At 39.9% G+C, this 22,500-nt stretch carries 24 protein-coding genes; 2 read left to right on the top strand and 22 right to left on the bottom strand.

Annotated features, from left to right (window positions below; translation table 11 throughout):
• Positions 1–248 precede the first annotated feature (248 nt).
• Positions 249–785, bottom strand: a complete 537-nt coding sequence (gene spoVT / locus AA0Y26_RS22820; RefSeq protein ID WP_413364251.1) for a stage V sporulation protein T — start codon at positions 783–785, stop codon at positions 249–251.
• Between the two features lie 220 nt (positions 786–1,005).
• Between spoVT and AA0Y26_RS22815 the strand changes: the two genes are divergently transcribed.
• Entirely contained in the window at positions 1,006–1,323 is a 318-nt protein-coding gene (locus tag AA0Y26_RS22815; RefSeq protein WP_413364250.1) for a hypothetical protein, read from the top strand.
• Between the two features lie 55 nt (positions 1,324–1,378).
• Here AA0Y26_RS22815 and mfd read toward each other — a convergent pair whose 3' ends face one another.
• From mfd to metG, 17 genes are all read right to left on the bottom strand, one after another.
• Positions 1,379–4,897: a transcription-repair coupling factor gene (mfd, locus tag AA0Y26_RS22810; protein WP_413364249.1), complete on the bottom strand. Its 3,519-nt coding sequence runs from the start codon at positions 4,895–4,897 to the stop codon at positions 1,379–1,381.
• 242 nt (positions 4,898–5,139) lie between these two features.
• Positions 5,140–5,367 carry an anti-sigma-F factor Fin gene (locus AA0Y26_RS22805; RefSeq protein WP_413364248.1) on the bottom strand — a complete coding sequence of 76 codons (228 nt, stop codon included), beginning with the start codon at positions 5,365–5,367 and terminating at the stop codon, positions 5,140–5,142.
• A 56-nt stretch (positions 5,368–5,423) separates the two neighbouring features.
• Positions 5,424–5,987 (bottom strand): aminoacyl-tRNA hydrolase, encoded by a 564-nt coding sequence (gene pth / locus AA0Y26_RS22800; protein ID WP_413364247.1) that lies wholly within the window; start codon positions 5,985–5,987, stop codon positions 5,424–5,426.
• Between the two features lie 312 nt (positions 5,988–6,299).
• A complete protein-coding gene (locus AA0Y26_RS22795; protein WP_413364246.1) occupies positions 6,300–6,950 on the bottom strand; it encodes a 50S ribosomal protein L25/general stress protein Ctc in 651 nt (216 codons plus the stop codon).
• A 198-nt stretch (positions 6,951–7,148) separates the two neighbouring features.
• Positions 7,149–8,108, bottom strand: a complete 960-nt coding sequence (locus AA0Y26_RS22790; RefSeq protein ID WP_413364245.1) for a ribose-phosphate diphosphokinase — start codon at positions 8,106–8,108, stop codon at positions 7,149–7,151.
• A 30-nt stretch (positions 8,109–8,138) separates the two neighbouring features.
• Positions 8,139–9,506, bottom strand: a complete 1,368-nt coding sequence (gene glmU, locus AA0Y26_RS22785) for a bifunctional UDP-N-acetylglucosamine diphosphorylase/glucosamine-1-phosphate N-acetyltransferase GlmU (RefSeq protein ID WP_413364244.1) — start codon at positions 9,504–9,506, stop codon at positions 8,139–8,141.
• 214 nt (positions 9,507–9,720) lie between these two features.
• Positions 9,721–10,020, bottom strand: a complete 300-nt coding sequence (gene spoVG, locus AA0Y26_RS22780; protein ID WP_036150936.1) for a septation regulator SpoVG — start codon at positions 10,018–10,020, stop codon at positions 9,721–9,723.
• A gap of 284 nt (positions 10,021–10,304) precedes the next feature.
• Complete coding sequence (locus tag AA0Y26_RS22775; RefSeq protein ID WP_413364243.1) at positions 10,305–10,679, bottom strand: RidA family protein; 375 nt, start codon at positions 10,677–10,679, stop codon at positions 10,305–10,307.
• On the bottom strand, positions 10,676–11,506 hold the full coding sequence (purR, locus tag AA0Y26_RS22770; RefSeq protein WP_413364242.1) for a pur operon repressor: 831 nt from the start codon (positions 11,504–11,506) through the stop codon (positions 10,676–10,678). Before purR ends, AA0Y26_RS22775 begins: the two co-directional genes overlap by 4 nt.
• A gap of 77 nt (positions 11,507–11,583) precedes the next feature.
• The gene (gene ispE / locus AA0Y26_RS22765; RefSeq protein WP_413364241.1) at positions 11,584–12,450 is read right to left on the bottom strand and encodes a 4-(cytidine 5'-diphospho)-2-C-methyl-D-erythritol kinase; all 867 of its coding nucleotides are present in this window, start codon (positions 12,448–12,450) and stop codon (positions 11,584–11,586) included.
• Between the two features lie 183 nt (positions 12,451–12,633).
• Positions 12,634–12,822, bottom strand: a complete 189-nt coding sequence (locus AA0Y26_RS22760; protein WP_036150944.1) for a small, acid-soluble spore protein, alpha/beta type — start codon at positions 12,820–12,822, stop codon at positions 12,634–12,636.
• Positions 12,823–12,958: 136 nt separating this feature from the next.
• Positions 12,959–13,216, bottom strand: coding sequence for a biofilm formation stimulator Veg (veg, locus tag AA0Y26_RS22755; RefSeq protein ID WP_413364240.1), 258 nt, complete (start codon positions 13,214–13,216; stop codon positions 12,959–12,961).
• Between the two features lie 139 nt (positions 13,217–13,355).
• Positions 13,356–14,243 (bottom strand): 16S rRNA (adenine(1518)-N(6)/adenine(1519)-N(6))-dimethyltransferase RsmA, encoded by an 888-nt coding sequence (gene rsmA, locus AA0Y26_RS22750; RefSeq protein WP_413364239.1) that lies wholly within the window; start codon positions 14,241–14,243, stop codon positions 13,356–13,358.
• The gene (gene rnmV, locus AA0Y26_RS22745) at positions 14,236–14,802 is read right to left on the bottom strand and encodes a ribonuclease M5 (protein WP_413364238.1); all 567 of its coding nucleotides are present in this window, start codon (positions 14,800–14,802) and stop codon (positions 14,236–14,238) included. The genes rsmA and rnmV overlap by 8 nt, the downstream gene beginning before the upstream one ends.
• Positions 14,803–15,015: 213 nt before the next feature.
• Positions 15,016–16,221 carry a ubiquitin-like domain-containing protein gene (locus AA0Y26_RS22740; RefSeq protein WP_413364237.1) on the bottom strand — a complete coding sequence of 402 codons (1,206 nt, stop codon included), beginning with the start codon at positions 16,219–16,221 and terminating at the stop codon, positions 15,016–15,018.
• A gap of 134 nt (positions 16,222–16,355) precedes the next feature.
• Positions 16,356–17,132 (bottom strand): TatD family hydrolase, encoded by a 777-nt coding sequence (locus AA0Y26_RS22735; RefSeq protein ID WP_413364236.1) that lies wholly within the window; start codon positions 17,130–17,132, stop codon positions 16,356–16,358.
• A 352-nt stretch (positions 17,133–17,484) separates the two neighbouring features.
• Positions 17,485–19,464: a methionine--tRNA ligase gene (metG, locus tag AA0Y26_RS22730; protein ID WP_413364235.1), complete on the bottom strand. Its 1,980-nt coding sequence runs from the start codon at positions 19,462–19,464 to the stop codon at positions 17,485–17,487.
• A gap of 329 nt (positions 19,465–19,793) precedes the next feature.
• Here metG and AA0Y26_RS22725 point away from each other — a divergent pair, with 329 nt between their 5' ends.
• The gene (locus tag AA0Y26_RS22725; protein WP_036150958.1) at positions 19,794–20,072 is read left to right on the top strand and encodes an AbrB/MazE/SpoVT family DNA-binding domain-containing protein; all 279 of its coding nucleotides are present in this window, start codon (positions 19,794–19,796) and stop codon (positions 20,070–20,072) included.
• Between the two features lie 136 nt (positions 20,073–20,208).
• Here the strand turns inward: AA0Y26_RS22725 and rsmI are convergent, their stop codons facing one another.
• The 4 genes from rsmI to yabA are packed head-to-tail and all read right to left on the bottom strand — an operon-like array spanning position 20,209 to position 22,476.
• Positions 20,209–21,084, bottom strand: a complete 876-nt coding sequence (gene rsmI / locus AA0Y26_RS22720; RefSeq protein ID WP_413364234.1) for a 16S rRNA (cytidine(1402)-2'-O)-methyltransferase — start codon at positions 21,082–21,084, stop codon at positions 20,209–20,211.
• The gene (locus AA0Y26_RS22715; protein WP_413364233.1) at positions 21,065–21,337 is read right to left on the bottom strand and encodes a GIY-YIG nuclease family protein; all 273 of its coding nucleotides are present in this window, start codon (positions 21,335–21,337) and stop codon (positions 21,065–21,067) included. The genes rsmI and AA0Y26_RS22715 overlap by 20 nt, the downstream gene beginning before the upstream one ends.
• Positions 21,327–22,067, bottom strand: coding sequence for a tRNA1(Val) (adenine(37)-N6)-methyltransferase (locus AA0Y26_RS22710; RefSeq protein WP_413364232.1), 741 nt, complete (start codon positions 22,065–22,067; stop codon positions 21,327–21,329). Before AA0Y26_RS22710 ends, AA0Y26_RS22715 begins: the two co-directional genes overlap by 11 nt.
• Positions 22,068–22,122: 55 nt before the next feature.
• Entirely contained in the window at positions 22,123–22,476 is a 354-nt protein-coding gene (yabA, locus tag AA0Y26_RS22705; protein ID WP_413364231.1) for a DNA replication initiation control protein YabA, read from the bottom strand.
• Between the last annotated feature and the right edge of the window lie 24 nt (positions 22,477–22,500).

Genomic DNA, 22,500 nt, shown 5'->3' with positions numbered 1-22,500 from the left:
AACGTCAGCGACTTACGCTGAAGAAAACCAAAGATCGCTCAGATTTTTTGCGCTTTCGTTGCAAAGCGTATTTTCATACTTTACCGTAATCATTTTTTATAGTTTTAATTTTTAATTGACTATAAAAAAACGTCCTGTTCTTTATACAGGACGTTTTCGAAAAGACCCATATCGCCCTGCTTAAGGTGACATAATGTCCTTTTATATGAGGAAAGCTATGATGGTATCTCTCCATCTGCTTATAGCCTCTAACTTTCCATTTGTTTTGCCAAAAAGAGGGCACCGATTTCGGCACTTTTTTGTTCTACTGCCCCAATCAGCCCATCTTTAGAAAGGACATAAATGGCGCCAATAATGTCGCCATTCGCAAGGATAGGAACAATGCAATAAGATTTTACTTCTTCATACTGACCTGGAACAAGTTCGATAACAGTTTCCTGTTGATGTAATATTGGGCGGCGCTCTTTCATCGAATCTTCTGCAAAAGGAGAAAGACGACGATGGCTATACGTTTTTTTGGCAACACCGGCAATGGCGATCATTTCATCACGGTCACTAAGGAAAATCGGTAATCCTAATGCCTCATATAATGATTCCACATACTCTGTTGCAAATTCGCTTAAATCATTGATTGGTGAATATTTTTTTAGGATGACTTCACCTTCACGATCTGTAAAAATTTCAAGCGGGTCGCCTTCGCGAATCCGCATCGTCCGGCGAATTTCTTTTGGTATAACAACACGCCCTAAATCATCAATCCGACGTACAATACCTGTTGCTTTCATTATGCTACCTCACTTTCCACAAATTTAGCTCTGTTCCCAATTAGTATGGTTAAGCAAATTGTAAACTATGCAACAAAAACATTATTCTCTACAGGAAATTAGAACTAGTTTATTGATTTATCTATTAGTTTCAGAAGCCTAAATTCAGTTAGTTTGCCATTTTTATCGTTTATTTGTTTTTCGAGTGGGTATATAGCTAATAAAAATGAGGTGGATACTTATGCGAGTAGATCGTGTGGAAAGTAACTCTAATGCTTATAAGCAGACGCAATTTTATGCAGGCGAGCATTTAGCTTATTATTATAATCCGGTTGATATTAAGAATCGTCCGCAAGTTCGTACAGAAGTAGAAAGCGGTATTTTCACAAGATACCTTGAAAAATATAATGGACAGCGCAACATGCTGACAACTTCTTCGACAAAAGAAAAAATGTTTATGGAAAAGCGTCATGAACATGCAGATCGTGAAGAATTGATGCAGCGGTTAAATTACACGAATGGGATGCATTATAGTGCAGCGCAAAACATCTCCATATAGTTTCTTTCATAGGAAAAAGGCGGACATTATTTTTTATACATAGTCCGCCTTTTTATTATGCTACCTCTTCTTTTTTTGCCTCTGATACAATCTTTACCATCTTCTCTAATACATCAATTGGCTGGTACTTGCCGCATTTCTTCATATCGATCGTCAAATTCAGCTTTGTACCATCCATACTAAAGCCGACAGCACGCTCAAACTGCATAGATTCAGAGACAATTTTTGCTCCGTCTACACTTGCGGTTCCTTCTTCGGATATATTGATAGTGATGATACTTTGCTTTTCCTTAATGGCAGTAATTCCAGCTTGAAGTGCCCATACTTTTATGCGTGCAATCCGCATCAAGCGCTCTGTTTCCACCGGTAAATCCCCAAAGCGGTCCTGCAGCTCATCGATGATTTCAAAGTAATCTTCCTCACGCTCCATTGCCTTGATCCTTTTGTACATTTGGATTTTCTGATAACCATCCGGAATGTAGGCATCCGGAATATAAGCATCTGTCTGCAGGAGAATTTCCACCTCTGGCTTTTCTTCTCTTTTCACTCCGCTGCGGCGCTCTTCAATTGCCTCTTCCAGCATTTGCGAATAAAGATCGAAGCCGACTGAGTCGATGAATCCATGCTGCTGGGCACCAAGCAAGTTTCCTGCTCCTCGGATCGATAAGTCCCGCATCGCAATTTTAAATCCAGAACCAAGCTCTGTAAATTCCTTGATGGCTTGCAGGCGGTGCTCTGCTACTTCCGTCAGCACCTTATCGCGTTGGTACATAAAGTAAGCATAGGCGACACGGTTTGAACGTCCAACACGCCCCCGCAGCTGATAAAGCTGTGATAATCCCATTCGATCTGCGTCGTGGACAATCAATGTGTTCACGTTCGGAATATCAACGCCGGTCTCAATAATGGTCGTCGTTACTAATACATCATAATCCCCTTCTAAAAACGTCAAGATAACAGATTCTAGTTCTGATTCTGTCATACGTCCATGTGCAAAGCCGACCCGTGCCTCTGGAACGAGCGCCCGGATTTCTTCTACCCGGCTTGTCATATCTTCTACTCGATTGTATAGATAGAACGTCTGTCCTCCACGCGCCATCTCACGTTCAATAGCTTCTCGGACCAATGCGCCGCTATGCTCCATTACATACGTCTGTACAGGGAAACGGTTTTGTGGAGGGGTCTCAATAACAGAGAGATCCCGAACACCAACCATAGACATATGCAACGTACGCGGAATCGGCGTCGCCGTTAATGTCAATACATCAATATTCGTCTTTAGCTGTTTGATTTTTTCTTTATGTGTTACACCGAAACGCTGCTCTTCATCAACAATTAGAAGTCCCAGGTCCTGATATTGTATATCCTTAGAGAGAATACGGTGTGTCCCAATCACCATATCAACTGTACCTTCTCTTAAGCCTTTCACTGTTTCAAGCTGTTGCTTACGTGTACGGAAGCGGCTCAATAATCCCACATTGATAGCATGTTCTTCAAAACGGGATTGGATTGTTTCAAAATGCTGCTGAGCTAAAATCGTCGTTGGAACCAGGAAGGCAACTTGCTTTCCATCCTGAATAGCCTTAAACGCTGCACGAATCGCTACCTCTGTCTTTCCATATCCTACATCTCCACATACAAGACGGTCCATTGGACGTTCCCGCTCCATATCGCGCTTCACTTCCAAGATTGTGCGCAGCTGATCTTCCGTCTCCTCATAAGGGAATTCCGCTTCAAAAGCACGTACCTCGTCTGAATCAGGTGTAAAGGCATAGCCTTTTTCTGCCTCCCGCTTGGCATATAATTTAATTAGCTCGTCCGCAATATCATGTACAGCAGATGACACTTTTGCCTTCGCTTTTTTCCATTCTGCGCCGCCTAACTTATGGAGCTTCGGCTCTTTATCCTCAGAGGCTACATATTTTTGAATGAGGTCAATTTGATCGACAGGCACATATAGCTTATCATCCGCACGATAACGAATATGCAGATAATCCTTATGTGTTCCGCCAACTTCCAATGTCTCAATCCCGATGTATTTCCCGATTCCATGGTGAATATGCACAACATAATCGCCGGGCTTAATTTCCGTATAGGATTTAATACGTTCTGCATTGGTCATTTTCTGCGGACGCTTCTTTTTCTTCGCTTGTTGTTTAAATAACTCGTCATCCGTTACAACAGCAATTTTCTGCAGGGGCAGTTCAAAGCCCGCAGACAACACAGCATCTATCAGGAAGATTCCTGCTCCCCTCGGCATGCCGATTTGTCCTTCAATATGATAGCCTTCCAGCATTCTCTGCATCTGCTGCAGTCTCTCTCCACCGCTCGCTGCAAACAAGACAGTGAACTTTTCACGCTCCCAGCGCTCTACCTCATTTTGCAGCAGGGCAATCTGTCCGTGGAACTGCTGCATCGGCTTACATGAAATGTTCGTCGTTTTAGAAAAACGGATACCGGAAAATGTCCTCGCAAATAATGCCAAATAGATTTTTTGCTGTCGAAGCATTGCTGTTATTTCCTTAAAGGAGAACGAAGGTTTCACGTCATGAAGCATTTTCCCTTCTTCAATTAAAGATAAAAACCACTCTTCCTCTTCACGTTCCCACGCATCCATCACTTCCTGGATACGTCCTAGCTCATCAAATAACACAATACCATCTTTTACAAAGTAATCCCCTAAAAATGTAGATTGGCCAAATAAAAGAGAACCATATTTATTTACATGGTCGGGAAGATTCCCTTCCTTTAACATTGTAATGTCATATTGAGTATTCTCAACAAGCAGTTCCTGCAGTTCAGGATTTTTTATTTTCTTTAAACTGTTCGCTAAAGCTCCCTCTAAACGCTCTGCAATCTTCAGCCGATCTTCTATTGATAATAAAATTTCCATAGCCGGCAAAATACGAGCAGTATCCATCTTTTCAATCGACCGCTGTGTATCTGCATCGAACGACCGAATGGAATCTACTTCGGTATCAAACAATTCTATACGAATAGGAGCTTCTGCATATAAAGGATAGATGTCCAGAATCCCTCCACGTGCTGCAAACTCTCCAGGCGACGTCACCATACCACTGCGTGTATAACCCATAGCGACAAGCTTTAACAGCCACTCATCCATTTCAATCTCTTCACCAATTGCTGTCTGTAAAAAACTTTCTTTCCATTGGGCAGGCGGCGTCATATATTTCCTCATGCCGGCCACCGGTACGATATAAATGCCCGGTGCCCCCTTTGCAAGCTGATCTAGCGTTGCAATCCGCTGAGCACGTAACTCTGGAGAAGCGATCGTCATATCAGCGGCAATGAATTCGTCCGCCGGATAATAAAAGACAGACTCCTCTCCCACTAAAGACGCTAAATCATCTGCAAGCTTCTGTGCCTGCAATAGATTCGGAGACAATATATAAATCGGCCTATTCGTTTCCTTAAATATCGACTGGATAAAAGCCGGCCTTGCACCACCTGTCAAGCCGGTAATTAACTGCTGATCTGCTGTATTTTTTTCAATTTGCTCCAGCAGTGCATTTATATGTTTATCTTGCGAGAATAGCTGATGAAAAACTTCCATTTAAAAACCCCTCTCAATTTAAAAAGCTCTTACGCCCACTTACTTATTAATGACCTTCACTCTATTTTTCTCATCTTTTTGAATCCCTAAAGAATATTTGATAGACAGTGTTAATCCAGTTCAAATTTAGAGCAGAAAATATTTTCCTCTAAATTAAAACGGAAAAAGCCTTGGCACACTGGACCTTTTAAGGTTTACATGTGCCAAAGCGACCTGCTATTTTGTGATTCACCATCTTTTCATTACTGTAACCATTTTTTCAGCGCATGGTAATCGGGAAATTGGCGGAGCGAATCTTCGCAATGCTCACAGATCGAATGAACGATTGTTTCGCCTCGCGCATCTTTTTCGATATAATCATCAATTTCCCCGATTTCAAACTGATGTAACTTACGGATTGTTTCCTCTGCATCGAAAGGTAACCTTCCAATTTCTGTTTCACAATATCTGCAGCGATAACGAACAGGCATATGCGCCCTCCTTTTGAATACATGTGTATTCAAAGTATAGACGCTCTTCTATTTTTTTATGCGCCGTTAAATATGTTCATGACTTCTAAAAATTTTTTTGAAAGGGATGCTTCCACTGCATCACATGTTTTTTTAATTGCTTCCTGCACGATTGGTTCATCTTCTTTAGAAAACTTCGATAATACATAGTCAGCTACCTTCATGCCTGCTGGCGGACGGCTTACTCCTACCCGAATTCGGTTGAATTCTTGCGTCCCAAGATGATGAATCAGTGATTTGATACCATTATGTCCTCCTGCACTCCCTTTTTGGCGCAGACGCAGCTTACCCGTTTCCAAATCCAAATCATCATAAATAACAATAATATCCTCTACATCAATATCAAAATAATCCATTATCGGCCGCACACATTCACCTGACAAATTCATATATGTCAGCGGCTTTAATAGCATTACTTTACCTTCAGGGCGGTGTATTGTTGCATACATACCATTAAATTTTGATTGATTTAACGGAGCTCCCCATTTACCTGCCAATTCATCGATAACATCAAATCCTATATTATGACGGGTATGGTCATAAGCCTTCCCTGGATTACCCAAACCAATAATTAGTTTCATATTTATTAACCTCATTCGAATTTTTAATCGTAGCTTATTTTACCATAACCTTCGAAAAAGTTCTTTCTACAGAAAAATGGACTAAGGTAATAAGTTCTTTATAGAATTAATAAAAGTGACCAAAGAGCCCTCTAAGAATATACCTGCCGATTCACAAACATACGATAGTCCAGGCACTACTGCAAAAACTACGGACCTTTCATCGCCATTTCTTCTACTTATCAAAACAGCCGAAAAGCCGCCATCACCTATAACGATTTACTATAAAATAATCCGTAAAAAAGGAGTCCCTTTAAAAGGAACTCCCATTTCTTAATCTTCTCGTCCAGGTCGGTCCGGATCTAACTTTTCTCCTGTTGCTTCTACGTCATCTGCTGTCACACCTTCAGCATCCGTATCTGCTCCCTCGTCACCCTTAGTTGGAGGTGTAACTGTAGCCAATGTATAATCATCGTCATTTAGTACTTCATAGTTAATTTTTTCGCGTATATCAACTAATGACAATGTATCACCGACGCCTAAATTTGATACATCAATTTCAATTGCTTCCGGGATATCCGACGGTTTTACTTTAATTTTTAATTCTCGGTTTGGCTGCGTTAATACGCCGCCTTCTTTTACGCCTGCTGACTCACCAACAATCGTAACAGGTACCTCTACTTCAATCTCCTGATTCATGCTGATTGCTTGGAAGTCAACGTGCTTAACAAGACCTTTTAATGCATCGCGCTGAATTTCATTGATTACAGCATTTACTGTTTTTCCTTCAATATTTAATTTAAATACGGCATTTTGACCGTTTGTTTGAATTTCTTTAAGTAAATCTTTTGCGTTCACACTAATAGGTGTCGCCTCTGTGTTGTAACCATACACATTTGCTGGTATGCTACCATTATTTCGTACTTCGGTTAAAATCGAACGAGCGCCAGCTTCGCGTTTTGTTGCTTCTATTACTGTACTCATATCTCACAATCCCCTTTTCCGTAAATATTTTCACTTTATTCTTTACCCTATATAGGAAATTTTAAACCAAGTGTCAAAACAAAAGCACCAAATAGACTGCACAGTTTTCTAAACTTTGTCTACAATATTGAATTTTATAAATCCTCAGGAAGCAAAAATGCCTTGTCCCTATAGGAACAAGGCTTTCGGTTTATTTAATTAATCAAATAATGTGCTGACAGATTTATTTTCATATACGCGAGAAATAGCATCAGCCATCAATCCAGCTACTGAAAGCTGTTTGATTTTTGGAGATTTACGATCATCCGTTAATTGAATTGTGTTTGTCACAACCAATTCTTTAATCACTGAGTTTTCAATACGCTCAATTGCAGGACCTGATAATACAGGGTGAGAACAGCAAGCATAAACCTCTTTTGCACCGGCTTCAAGCAAAGCATTCGCACCAATTGTAATTGTACCTGCTGTATCGATGATATCATCGATCAAGATAGCCACCTTGCCTTCAACATTACCAACAATATTCATTACTTCTGCTACGTTAGGTTTTGGACGACGTTTATCAATAATGGCAATTGGAGCCTTCAAACGCTCTGCCATTTTACGGGCACGCGTTACACCGCCGTGGTCAGGCGATACGATTACAACATCATCCGGATTAAATCCTTTCGTTTTGAAGTAATCAGATAAAATAGGCACTGCCACTAAGTGGTCGATTAAAATGTCGAAGAAACCTTGGATTTGTGGTGCATGTAAATCTAATACAATTACACGAGTAGCTCCCGCAGTCTCTAGAAGGTTTGCTACTAGTTTTGCTGTAATTGGCTCACGAGCTTTTGCTTTACGGTCTTGACGTGCATATCCGTAGTATGGCATTACTACATTTACTGTACGAGCTGAAGCACGTTTTACAGCGTCAACCATAATTAATAGCTCCATGAGATGTTCATTTACAGGTGCAGAAGTGGATTGAACGATGAATACGTCGCAACCGCGAATACTTTCTTCAATACTAATTTGAATTTCTCCATCACTGAAATGCTTTACAGATGATTTACCAAGCTCACAGCCCATTTCGTTTGCAATTTCTTGTGCAAGGGGATTGTTAGAGTTTAGCGAGAAGATTTTTAATTTTGAGTCAGCGTATTGATACGGCATGATGGCCTCCTGTTTTTCTAATTAATGAATTTATTTTAATTTGTTACTAACGTAATTTAATTTATTTTCCTGGCGTGCGCGTGCAATCGCTAACGCATCACCTGGTACATCCTTCGTGACAGTTGAACCTGCAGCGATGAATGAGCCAGCTCCTAATGTAACCGGCGCCACTAAATTTGAATTGCATCCTACAAATACGTCATCTTCAATAACTGTTTTAAATTTGTTCTTGCCGTCATAATTGACTGTAATTGTACCGCAGCCAATATTGCAATTATCCCCTACTTCAGCGTCTCCTATGTAACTTAAATGCGACACTTTTGTATGGTCACCTAAATTACTTTTCTTCACTTCTACAAAGTTACCAATCTTTACATGGTCACCAAGCGAAGAAGCTGGACGAAGGTGCGCAAATGGTCCAACAGCTGTTTCATTACCTACTTTACTTTGCAGGACAACAGAGCTGTGGATTGTTGTCGCATTGCCGACTTCACTATCTACAATATGACTGTTTGGCCCGATAATACAATCTTCACCGATTACTGACTTTCCTTCAATGATACAACCTGGTTGAATCACAGTATCAGAGCCGATAATTGCATCGGCACTAATATGAGTCGTAGAAGGGTTAATAATTGTAACACCGTTACGCATATGACGCTCATTAATGCGAGCACGCATAATCTCCTCTGCCTGAGAAAGGGCAAAACGGTCGTTAACACCAAGTGTTTCCTCAAAATCTTCTGTTACATATGCAGCAACAAGATCTCCTTGCTTCTGTAGAATTTCGATAACGTCTGGAAGATAAAATTCTCCTTGCGCATTATCGTTTCTTACAAGTTTCAAAGCTTCGAATAGTGCCTTATTATCAAAACAGTAAGTACCTGTATTGATTTCTGTTACTTTCTTTTGCTCTTCTGTTGCATCCTTTTGTTCTACAATTTGAGCTACACTTCCTTCAGCATCCCGTAAAACGCGGCCATAACCAGTCGGATCTTCTGCCACTGCTGTTAAAATAGTCGCTTTAGCGTTTTGTGAAGTATGGTAGTCAAATAGGGCTTTCATTGTTTCAGGGCGGATTAATGGTGTATCACCACAAACCACTAATGTTGTGCCTTCAAGCGTACCAAGAACAGGTTCGGCCTGTTGTACAGCATGGGCTGTTCCAAGCTGTTCTGCTTGTAACACATATTCACTTTGCTCTCCTAGCTGTTCTTTCACCATTTCGGCGCCATGTCCGACAACCGTTACAATACGTTCTACATCTAAAGTTTCGATGTGATCTACAACGTGTTGAACCATTGGCTTGCCGCAAACAGGGTGGAGCACTTTATATAATTTGGACTTCATACGTGTTCCCTGACCAGCTGCTAGCACGATAGCAAAAATATTAGTCATCTTTAAGTCCCCCAATTCAGCTCATTGTCTCTTATGACTATATAGTAAATTCACACGATTTTCAAGGTATTCGGACTTGACAAAACATTGACACATCCGCATTTTTTAATACCTGTCCTTTACGTCTTGAAAACGCTTATTCGGGCAGATTTCTGCTCCTTCTCCATATAAAAAGAGTCTACCCTTAGTAGAGTAGACTCTCTTTATATAAAAATTAGACATTCGCTTCTTCCAGTTCTAGGACTTCCTCTTCATTTTCTTCATCTGAAGCATGATAAGCAGCTAGGACGATTTCCTGAATCTTATTGCGTGTTCCTGAATTGATTGGATGCGCAATGTCACGGAACTCACCATCCGGCGTACGCTTGCTTGGCATTGCTACAAACAGACCAGAATTTCCATCAATCACTCGAATATCATGTACCACAAACTCATCATCCAATGTGATGGAAGCGATCGCACGCATTCTACCATCTGTCTGCACCCGACGTAATCTTACATCTGTTACTTCCATTCTTTCACCCCTCTCTTCTAAGATGCCATCTTTTATGAGAGTTAATTTCTTCAAAAAAACGAAAAATCCTTCTTTAGTTAGTGGAAATTTATAAATATTTTAAATTTTTAGATCTATTTACTATTCCGTAATATAGAATTCTCTTAAATATATGTTTGATCAGCAACATGGTTGCTATTCTTCCTGTCGTCTATCAAACTGTTCTGCTACTGGCATCTTTTAGGGGTTGCTGAGGGCTTTTTTCCGCAAAAAAAGCACCGCTTATATGCAGCGCTTTCTAAACATTATTTAACTAATGCAATCACTTCTATTTCTACTTTTACATCCTTTGGTAAACGGGCTACTTCTACCGCTGAGCGTGCCGGCTTGTGATCACCGAAATGACTTGCATACACTTCATTCATCTCTGCAAAGTCATTCATATCTTTCATAAATACTGTCGTTTTTACGACTTGATTTAGTGAGCTGCCTGCTGCTGCAAGAACAGCTTTCAAATTTTCAAATACTTGGTTTGTCTGTTCTTTGATATCTCCTTCAACTAGCTCGCCTGCTGCTGTTAATGGGATCTGTCCTGAAGAATAAAACATATTGTTTACAATAATTCCTTGTGCATAAGGACCGATCGCTGCCGGTGCATTGTTTGTCGATACTGTTTTCATACTTTTCTCCCCTTTGAAAAATAATTGCCTTCACTTAACGCTATCGTACGATCTTTCTCATTTACTTCATGCAGCTTTACTAATGAGTAGTAGTCGTCTACAAGTGTTTCATCTGCATGCTCTGCCTCCACGAGAACAGCAATTCCTGCCAGCTCACAATCAAACTCTTCAAGCAGGTTCTTCATGCCGTTCATTGTGCCTCCTACTTTCATGAAATCATCCGTAATGAGGACACGCTGACCGCTCTTCATACTGCGCTTTGACAAAACCATTGTCTGAATTCGGCGAGAAGAGCCGGATACATAATTAATGCTTACTGTAGAACCTTCCGTCACTTTGCTATCACGGCGGACAACGACGACTGGTACGTTTAAATGACGCGCGATAGCATGGGCAATTGAAATTCCCTTTGTCGCTACGGTCATAATTACATCTATCTGCTTGTCCGCAAACGCGCTTGCGAATACTTTTCCCACCCGATTCATCAAGTCTGGATTTCCCAATAAATCTGTCATAAATAAGTAGCCGCCCGGTAACAAGCGATCCGACTGTCCAAGCTCTACAATAAGCTCATTAATAATATCCTTTACGTCCTGTTCGGACGTTTTCGGGATATATTTTACTCCGCCTGCTGCGCCAGGCACTGTCATCAGCAACCCGATTCCTTTTTCTTCGAATGTTTCCTTTACAATCGACAAATCTTCACTAATAGAGGATTTTGCGGATTGATATAGATTAGAAAAATAAGTTAGCGGGATCAGCTGATGTGGATGCTCAAGCAGATAGTAAGTCATATCAACAAGACGTTCACTGCGCTTCCATTTCATTTGATCCTCTCCCATACAATAATTAAACCATTACAAACACGAACTTTTAATACGTAAATTACCACAAATATACGTTTTTAAGCAAGTGGATTCCGCTCACCCAGCATACGGACCACATATACCTCTTCACAAAAGCCTCGTAGCCCATTATAAATACGTGTAGCTCGTGTTTCTGAATCCACTAATCCAAAGACAGTGGGCCCACTGCCGCTCATCAGTACTGCATCTGCCCCGAAGCGATGCATTTGTTCTTTAATTGTCACAACTTCAGGATGCAGGTTAAAGGTTACCGTCTCCAGTACATTTCCGAGTGATTGACAGACAAGCTCGTAGTTCTGCTTCTCAATTGCCTTAATCATTTGTTTAGTATTTGGATGCTTGATACCATCTAGCTTAAGTCCTCCATATACATCTGCCGTAGAAACACCGATTTTCGGCTTCGCTAATACGACCCAACATGCAGGCGGAGCTGGCAATTCTTCTATTTTCTCTCCACGCCCTGTAGCCAGTGCCGTTCCACCATAGACACAGAAAGAAACATCCGAACCTATTTTTGAGCCATGCTCAGCGAGTTCATCCATTGTCAAATTCAAGTTCCACATCTCATTCAACCCGCGTAAAGTAGCAGCTGCATCACTGCTGCCACCAGCTAACCCAGCTGCAATAGGTATTTCTTTATCAATTTTAATTGATACACCTTCGGAAATTCCATATGTATCCTTTAATAGCTTTGCCGCCTGGTAAGCAAAATTTCGCTCATCATCCGGGACAAAGCGATCAGCTGAAATAATTTTAATAAGACCATCTTTACGTGCTTCTAAGCCAATCCGGTCGGCAAGATCCACTGTTGTCATAATCATTTCCACTTCATGATATTGATCGGGTCTTTTATATAAAACATCTAATGTTAAATTAATTTTAGCGGGCGCCTTTACATACAGCATGCCAAAATCCTCCTTACATCTCGCACATCGCGAATATCATTGCATTTTATTTTACCATACCGCAGGACAAGGCACTTATGGAAAGTATAGAAACTTTTTATAGTTGATCGTTTATGAAAAAGAAGCTGTCTCATCTCTGAGACAGCTTCCGTCAGCCTTATTTCTCTTTTTGGTTCAACCTAGCTAAATATTCTTGTTGCGTTTCTCCGCTGCAAGACCTTCTTCGGCCATTTCAATGGCACGCTTGACCATATTTCCGGCATCACGGGCTTTAATTCCGCCCCAACCTTCTTTTTGTACAACATCATAAAATCCGAGTTCCTTGGCAATCTCTTCTTTTAGACGTGGTGACATGATCTTTTCTTTAGCCATGCTTTCTGCCTCCTTTTGAATATAAGGCTGACAAATGTATTATGTGTGATTCCGTTCGGACTATGCATTCTCCTAAAAAGGAAAAACACCCATTAATATGGGTGCTCCATTAAACATATAAATTAAAAACTAAACCCTATTTAGCGACAGCAATCGTGTCATCTAAAAAAGTAATCTCCACTGCTTCTGTTAAAATATCTGTGTAGCTGTAAGACACACGTTTACACGCGTTATCTTCCTGATCAAGCTCTACGACGAATACCGCACGATATGTTTCGCTAAGTACGCCTTCACACTCAACCGTTTTCTTGCGACCTCCGTTTGCTCGTAATTGCAAACGTTTACCCAAATGACACTCTAACGACTTTTTAATGTCAGCTAACGTTTTTGGCATTTTCGCATACACCTCACTAAATAAAAGTATATCACAAATGACCAGTTGTGTCAATAAAATATAATATTTTATCACCAAGGAATAATTTCCGTCAACTTTTTTCTTAAAAAAAACAGTGATTTTTTTTAGGAAGTTCGATTTATTGACGTTTGTAAAATGTCGGATATAGGGCATCCGCTAAATGTCCGAATTCCTCAATCGTAAGTGTTTCTCCTCTACGAGATGGCTCAACTCCTGCTTTTTCAAGAGCGTTAAGGATAGCATCCTTATTTTTTTTACCCTCCGACAAGCCTGCTTGCAGGTTATTTAAAATTGTTTTACGGCGTTGAGCAAAGGACGCTCTTGTAACTTCAAATAAGAAATCCTCATTAATTACTTCGACGGGCGGTTTGTCATGCCTAATTAAACGAATTACCGCTGAGTCCACATTCGGCTGTGGCATGAATACGGTCTTTGGTACAATCATTGCCACTTCTGCCGTACAATAGTACTGGATAGCAATGGATAAAGATCCATATTCTTTTGTTCCGGGTTTTGCAGTGATACGATCTGCTACTTCTTTCTGCATCATCACAACAAAGCCGCGAATCGGCAGACGGTCATTCAGCAATTTCATTAAGATAGGTGTTGTTACGTAATAAGGTAGGTTAGCTACTACCATAATATCCTCGATACCCGGCATTTCCTCCTGTATTACTTTTACAACATCTGCCTTTAAAATATCTGAATGGACAATCTTTATATTATCATAAGGGCTTAACGTGTCTTCCAATACAGGTAAAAGGCGTTGATCGATCTCGAATGATACTACTTTTTTCGCTGCTCGTGCCAGATGTTCTGTGAGTGCTCCAATACCGGGCCCCACCTCTATCGCGCCACTTTCAGATGTAAGATGGGCATGGCTTACAATATTTCGTAAAATATTAGGATCAATCAAAAAGTTTTGTCCCAAGCTCTTTTTAAAAGAAAAGCCATACTTTTTTAAAATTTCCTTTGTGCGAATCGGTGTTGCTATATCTTTATACATGTCGTTCCTCCTGATCTAGCTGTGCTACTGCCGAGCCAAATTGCTCCACTGTAATTTGGAACATAATAAGCCGTTTGTGTAACTGTTTTCCATTTGTCATACCGATATTTAAAATTTCCCCAAGCTTAGTACGGCGCTCCTTCGACTGTGGGTGTCCAATCAGCTTCGCCAGCATTAAATCCTCCAGGGTAATCTGCTCCTCAAAGTGACTGCCTGTATTGACCGTATAAACATGACGCAAAGCATTACGGATATCTTCGTCATTAGCATGCTCAATCCCAAGGCCTCGACCATTCTTTGCAATCGTCTTTTCCTTTGCTAAAAAAGCATGCTTTACGCCAGGGATGCGTTCCTCAATTATGGCTCGAATACGGCGGCCCGGATAATCAGGGTCCGTAAATACAATTACTCCCCGCTTCTTTTGAGCATGCTCAATTCGCCGCAATGTATCTTCAGAAATAGCGGAGCCATTTGTCTCAATCGTATCAGCACCAACAGCACGCTTAATGGCAGTTGTATCATCCTTGCCTTCCACGACAATGATTTCTTTTATATTCAAACTACATCCTCTTTTCACTCAAGCTTCTTTTCGTATTTTAACACAATCAGCAGATTGCAACCCATTAGAAAGGTATTCCTAACCGTAAATACCTTGCTTTTATTTTTTATATTGAAGCCGGCATCCAAGCTGCTGATCCCTATTTCTCTCCATAAAAATAGCTTTCCCGCCAGTCAAAAACGGGAAAGCATAATCATTTTGGAATACTATTAACTAGTTTAATACTTTTATGCGCACCTTTTTACGCCCCCAGCTTGCTGCTTGGGACTTGGAAGATATAAATACATCGATTTTATTACCTTTGATGGCACCGCCTGTATCAGCAGCAATTGCATAACCATAACCTTCAACCCAAACTTTTGAGCCTAATGGGATAACACTTGGATCAACTGCAATCACTTTACTTGAGGGGTTCGCCTTTAAATTTAACCCAGTTGCCGTTACACCTGAACATCCTGAGCAGTTTGCTGTATAAGCTGTTGCTGTCACATAAAATTCCTTCCCGTTTGAAGGGGCAGCTGAATTATTACGTGAAACACTAGCCGTGATGACTTTTGTGCCTACCGCTACTACCTGTTTTGTTGGCTTCTTAACGACATTTTCTTTTTGTAATGTTTTGGACACTACTTGTCCATTCTCTTTCACGACTTCAAAAGTACGTTCTACAGTACCCTTTTTCCCCGTCGTTACTACTTTTTCTTTTCCCTTCAACAAAGAAGAATCCGTTTTCTTTTCAATTGCGAAATCGATTGATTCTTCCACTACATCGGTAACTTTTTCTACGCGAACAACTGCGATGCGATCGTCTGGAGTAATAACCTCCTCCATTGATTTCCCGATACGATCATATTCGCCTAATGTAATCCCTTGTTGTTTCAAAAAGTTAGCGACCGTAGTCGAAGTGGACCATACTTGTCTCTCTTCTAAGCCATCGACAAGCGTTAACTGAAACGCTTTTTGAATATCGATTTTGTGATCTGCTCCTACTTCTGTATCTAAGCTGAGTGAAATCTCGTCATGCTCTGCTACTTCAATATTTGCCTCTTCCAAAATGTTCTTCACTCGTTTTTCAGTTGTCCAAATACTTGACTGATTTCCATCAACTGAAATAATAATTTCTTTTGCCTGTTCCCAATCAATTGTCATTCCGCTGACAACCTTGGTATCCAGTGAGGGTGATACTTTATCATATTCTGAAACAGCGATGTTTTGGGTGGCCAATACATCTTCAACTGTTTTTTCGTGTGTTGCTACTTCCAGCTGCTCACCGTTTGCATTGATGACAACTGAGTTCTTCGTTCCCTGGTATAAAACAAATACAATAATTGATACAAACAGGACAAGAGATAAAAGTCTTACCACTGTTTGCTTACTCCTCAATGAACCAAAGAACAGATTTTTCATGGTGTCATTTGACATGAAAAAACGCCTCCTTTAATACTCGTTGGATTATACGGACTACATTTTGAACTGTCAACATAAATGCATATTTGGGTCATCTAGCGACAGTTTGCAAGCCTTTCCAACAGCAGTATTGGAGACGTGTTCACAATTTAGTCACTAATTTTGAAAAAGCGTTTTGCATTTTCTGTTGTTGCTTTTGCTACTTCTTCTACCGGCATCTCTTTCAAACGTGCTATTTCCTCGGCAACAAGGGGCACTAAAGATGGCTCATTTCGCTTGCCTCGATGAGGATGAGGAGCCAAATAAGGCGCATCTGTCTCAATCAATAGATGCTCAAGTGGAATTTCCTTCGCTACTTCTTTCGGCTGTCTTGCATTTTTAAACGTAACCGGTCCTCCGAGGCTAATCATAAAGTTCATACCAATGCATTCATGGGCAGTTTCTACACTCCCTCCATAACAATGCATAATTCCACCTACAGATGCGGCATTTTCTTCACGTAAAATACGCACCACATCGCCGGTAGCATCACGGTTATGGATAATAATTGGCAGATTTACCTTTTGAGCAAGTTTTATTTGCTTGCGGAACCAGTATTGCTGCACATCTTTTGGTGATTTATCCCAGTAATAGTCAAGTCCTGTCTCTCCTATACCTACTACTTTCGGATGTGCTGCCAATTCTTCAATCCATTCTAGCTCCTCATCTGTACAATCAATGGCATCTACAGGATGCCACCCAATTACAGCATAAAGAAAGTCATATTCTTCTACCAAATTCATTGCTCGCTCAATTGTCTTGCGGTCAAAACCTACAACGACCATTTTCTCTACTTGTGCTTCAAGTGCACGAGCGATAACTTCTTTTAGATCTTCATCATATTGATCTGCGTTCAAATGGACATGTGTATCGATATATGATGTCATGTTTTCATTCTCCTATTCCGTATTGTAATGGATTAAATTATTTCTTTTTTTTCATCTATATTTCATTTATATTACCGAACTACCTGTTTTGTAACAAAGTCTCTATCTGTCTCTATTTATCGAAGGATGTATGACTCTCCTTTTATTCAATTAAATGGTATTTTTCTTTATTTCAAAATAATATTTTGATAAACAATTGAATGAAAGGAAGCCTGCTGAACTTTAACTGTTCAACAGGCTTATTATAAATACTTCAGCTATCTTCCTCATTTCGCTTATTAAAAGAGACAATTGTCGAAATGCCTCAATGTAAGTCTAGCTAAATACGCAAGAAGAACGCTACCCATTTAGGTTATTTTACTTTTGCACCATTTTCCAGCTTTGGATCAACAGTTGCTAATGTTAAGATCCCCTCATGAGAACCTGCTAAAATCATTCCTTGCGATAATTCACCGCGAAGCTTTACAGGCTTAAGATTCGCCACTACAATTACCTTTTTCCCTACTAATTCTTCAGGTTTATAATGCTCTGCGATACCTGAAACAACTTGACGCTGCTCAAACCCAAGGTCGACTTGAAGTTTTAGTAATTTATTTGCCTTCGGTACTGGTTCACAAGCTGTAACTGTAGCAACTCGCAAATCAATTTTCATAAAGTCATCAATTGTTATTTCCGGCACTTCAGGTGTTTCGACAATTTCCTTCTTTGGCTCTTCCTGAGGTGTTTTTACGCTTGCCTGCATTTGCTCCCGGATATAGGCGATTTCTTCCTCTGCTTCTAATCGCGGGAAAATAGGTATCCCTTTTTCTACCACTTTTGTGTTTGGTAAAATAACATTTCCAAACCCAGCAATCGAATCCCAATTTAGCATCTCTTCTGTTAGACCAAGCTGCTCTGCGATACGTTTAGGCGCTGAAGTCATAAATGGCTGTAACATTACTGCAATATGACGTAAACTTTCTGCTAAATTTGCCATAACTGCGGCTAATTTCGGACGATCTTCTTCATTTTTCGCCAATACCCATGGTGAAGTTTCATCAATATATTTATTTGTCCGGGAAACAAGTGACCATAATTCTGATAACACCACGCTAAATTGCATTTTTTCCATACTTTCTTCATATTTAATACGTACGTTTTCTGCAAATGCTTTTAATGTATCATCAAACTCTGTTGGCTCCAGATTTTCTGTTGGAATTACCCCGTCGAAATATTTGTTCATCATAGAGACAGTTCTATTCAATAAATTTCCTAAATCATTCGCCAAGTCAAAGTTTGTACGCTCTACAAATGATTCCGGTGAAAAAACACCATCTGATCCAAATGGAAGTTCACGCAGCAGGAAGTAGCGTGTTGCATCTAGTCCGTAACGCTCCACTAGCATTTCAGGATAGACAACATTTCCTTTGGATTTTGACATTTTTCCATCTTTCATCATTATGAAGCCATGGGCGAATACTTTTTTCGGTAATGGTAAATCTAAGGCCATAAGGAAAATTGGCCAATAAATTGTGTGGAACCGCACAATATCTTTTCCTACTACATGTACATCGGCCGGCCAGTATTTATTAAATAGCTCTTCATTGTCAGAGCCATAGCCTAGAGACGTAATATAGTTGGATAGAGCATCCACCCATACGTAAATAACATGCTTCGGATCACCAGGTACTTTAATTCCCCAATCAAAAGAAGTACGTGAAACTGATAAGTCTTCAAGACCTGGTTTAATGAAGTTATTGATCATTTCATTTTTACGAGACTCCGGCTCAATAAATTCAATATTTTCTTCATAATATTGAAGTAATCTATCTGCATATTTTTTCATATTAAAGAAGTAAGACTCTTCTTTAACTTTTTGTACCTCACGGCCGCAATCAGGGCATTTACCGTCAACTAATTGTGTTTCGGTATAGTAGGATTCACAAGGTACACAATAAAGTCCTTCATATTCACCTTTATAAATGTCACCATTTTCTAGGAAATGTGTGAAAATTCTTTCGACGCTCTTTTTATGACGCTCTTGTGTGGTTTGAATAAAGTCATCATAGGATATATCCATAAGAGACCATAGTTTCTTAGCAGCATCAGCAATCTCGTTTACGTATTCTTGAGGATGCTTACCTGTCTCTTGTGCTTTCTCCTGGATTTTCTGTCCGTGTTCATCCATCCCTGTCAAAAAGCGTACATCAAATCCTCTCATACGCTTGTAGCGGGCCATTGTATCAGATGCAACCGTTGTATAGGCTGTACCGATATGGAACTTACCACTAGGGTAATAAATGGGTGTTGTTATATAGAATGTTTTTTGTTCGCTCACTAGAACTGCCTCCATTTTGTTTCACAGTATAGTTTCTATTCTAACGAAGTACGAAATTCGTTTCAATGAAAGATTATTGAGATTGGATTTTGTCGAAAAATAACCACATCATAAGTTTAGCCTTTATTTGAATATTTAGTCTAATAAAGGTGAATAATAGTAAAAATCTTTAATTTTAAGGTTGTAACTGCAAATTTTGATTAAAAAATTCACATTAATATCCTATTTTCAGTACTAATTTATTGACGTTTATGGTATTACTTGGTATGATTTATCATAGACAAGGATTTGATGTCGAATTTTGACGAATTATCATAACACCAAACTAGGAGGAAAATATTATCATGAAATCTACAGGTATTGTTCGTAAAGTCGATGAATTAGGTCGTGTGGTTATTCCGATCGAGCTTCGTCGTACATTAGGGATTGCTGAAAAAGATGCGTTAGAAATTTATGTTGATGATGATAAAATCATCCTAAAAAAATACATGCCTAATATGACTTGCGCCGTAACAGGTGAAGTATCAGATGACAATTTCCGTCTTGTAGGGGGCAAATTAATTTTAAGTCCTGAAGGCGCAGAAATGTTAATGAAAGAAATTCAAAATAACTTAAAAAAATAATTTAAGTATTTTAAAGGACCATCCTCTAAAGAATGGTCCTTCTTTCATGTAACAAAACATCATATTTTTGATTTTCTATAACTTGTCCCATTACCTGAACTATGTTATATACCTTATATCTCTCTAGGTCTCTAACCTATTCTTTTTGATGGTACGTATTATATACATCTCTTTTTGGCAATCCCCGTAATTTAGCAACTTCTTTAATTGCTTCCTTTGAATTCATTTGAGTTTCTTCTATTATATAGTCTACATGTTCAACCACTGTCATTGATATCCATGGCTGCTCTACTTCCTCTAATTCACCAGAAGTATTTCCTTCGACTACTATTACAAACTCTCCTCTGATTTCATTTCCTTCCGACCATACAAGCGCTTCTTCTATCGTACCTCGCAGGAATTCCTCAAATTTCTTCGTTAATTCACGTGCTAAGACGATACGGCGATTCCCAAGCACTAGCTGCATATCTTTCAATGTATCCTTCAACCGGTGAGGCGCTTCATAAAATAGCATTGTCTCTTCTCGCTTTATTAAGCTCTCTAGCTGAAGGCGACGTTCTTTTTTATTTCGGTTTAAAAACCCAAAAAAGTAAAATGGCTGTGGATTTAATCCCGAAGCAATCAGCGCAGTTACGGCCGCATTAGCCCCTGGTATAGGTACAACGGCAAAGCCTTCCGCAATAGCCTTTTCCACAATATCAGCCCCTGGATCTGAAATACACGGAAGCCCAGCATCACTGACTAATGCTACTGATTTTCCTTCGCGTAAAAGAGAAAGCAGCTTTTGTCCTCCAACTTCTATATTGTGCTCGTGGTAACTGATTAATGGTGTAGAGATATCAAAATAATTGCAAAGCTTCCGTGTATTCCTTGTATCCTCAGCTGCAATCATATCGACTTCCTTTAAAATGCGCAATGCACGGACTGTCATGTCTTCTAAATTGCCAATTGGTGTTGCAACAAGGTATAAACAACTGCCTGTTTCATGCTGGCTACTTTTTTGTGATTTCATGTGCTTTGCTCCTTATATACTCTAATTTTTTCTTACGCTCTAACTGCTTGAACGCATACTCTTTTCTCATCGCTTCCTGTTTTGTTTCAAATATTTCGTAATGAATACACGTAACAGGAGTACGGGCCTTCGTATATTTTGCACCTTTTCCCGCATTATGCACAGTAACCCTTTTTTCAAGATTATTTGTATAACCGGCATACAGTGTATTATCGCGGCATTGTAATACATAAAAATAATGTTTATTCTCCATACAGAATCGCTCGAATTTCTTCTGTATATTCATTGTTTTCTTCGTACACGTAAAGCGGAGGCAAAATTTTTAAATCTGGCTTCCCATCCTTAATACCTTCGATAAGCAATGTATTCGCTTCTTTTCCGCGCTTTGGGTAAACAAGCTGCATCCTCTTTGGCTCTAGTCTGTTTGCCCGCATAGCGGTAACAATATCTAATAGCCTGCCTGGTCTATGGACAAACGCCGCCTTGCCTCCCTGTTTTAGTAAACGGCTAGCTGAATGAATCGCCTCTTCTAATGTTAGGTGAAGTTCGTGTCTTGCAATAGCATGATGCTCACTCAAATTTTTATCACTCAATTCATGGGCTAAAAAATAAGGAGGATTGCATGTAACGGCATCATACTTTTCCACTCCAAGAGTACTCGGTGCTTCTTTTACGTCACCATGCATCATTTCAATTTGGTCCCCTAGCTGATTGTAGTCGATACTTCGACAAGCCATATCATATAGACGCGGCTGTAATTCTACCCCAGTAATCTTCGCCTTGGTACGAGCGCTCAAAAACAATGGAATCACACCATTTCCTGAACATAAATCTACTACCGCTCCACGTTTCGGTACACCGACAAAGCGAGATAACAATACCGCATCTAATGAAAATGAAAAGACAGATGGGCTTTGGATAATTCTTAAATCTTCCGCTAATAAATAATCCAGGCGTTCATCACCCTTCAACCATTCATTCATTGTAATTCCTCCAAAAGAAAAGACTGACCTCCCCTTGAAGGAAGCAGTCTCTTCATTAACTATTTTCTTTATTTAAAAATGATAAACAAAACAAGCAATCCTCACCTTTACGTGAGCTTCCAAAATGAACATGACAAACATGGAACCCTTCATGATAAAGACGAGCCAAGTTATCGTATCCTTCCCCAATATCTAATGAATTGCCCTTCTTCTTGTGTTTTATAGAAGGCTGCTCCTTAGATAAAAGCTCTTCTAGACGCTTCCTTAGATGAAGGTTTTCCGTTTGAAGTGTCTGATGTTCCTCCATCATATGCGCAACAAACCGCTTCAAGTCGCCGAACTGTTGCTGCATTGATTCGAGCTGCTGTTCGAACTCCATAACAGTATCTAAAAAATTACGGTCCTTCACTCAAGCCACCTCATTAAGTTTCTA

Source organism: Lysinibacillus canaveralius (assembly GCF_047301505.1).
Lineage (GTDB): Bacteria > Bacillota > Bacilli > Bacillales_A > Planococcaceae > Lysinibacillus_B.
The sequence above is the reverse complement of the archived record's forward strand: the minus strand, read 5'-3'. Positions and strand labels throughout refer to the sequence as shown.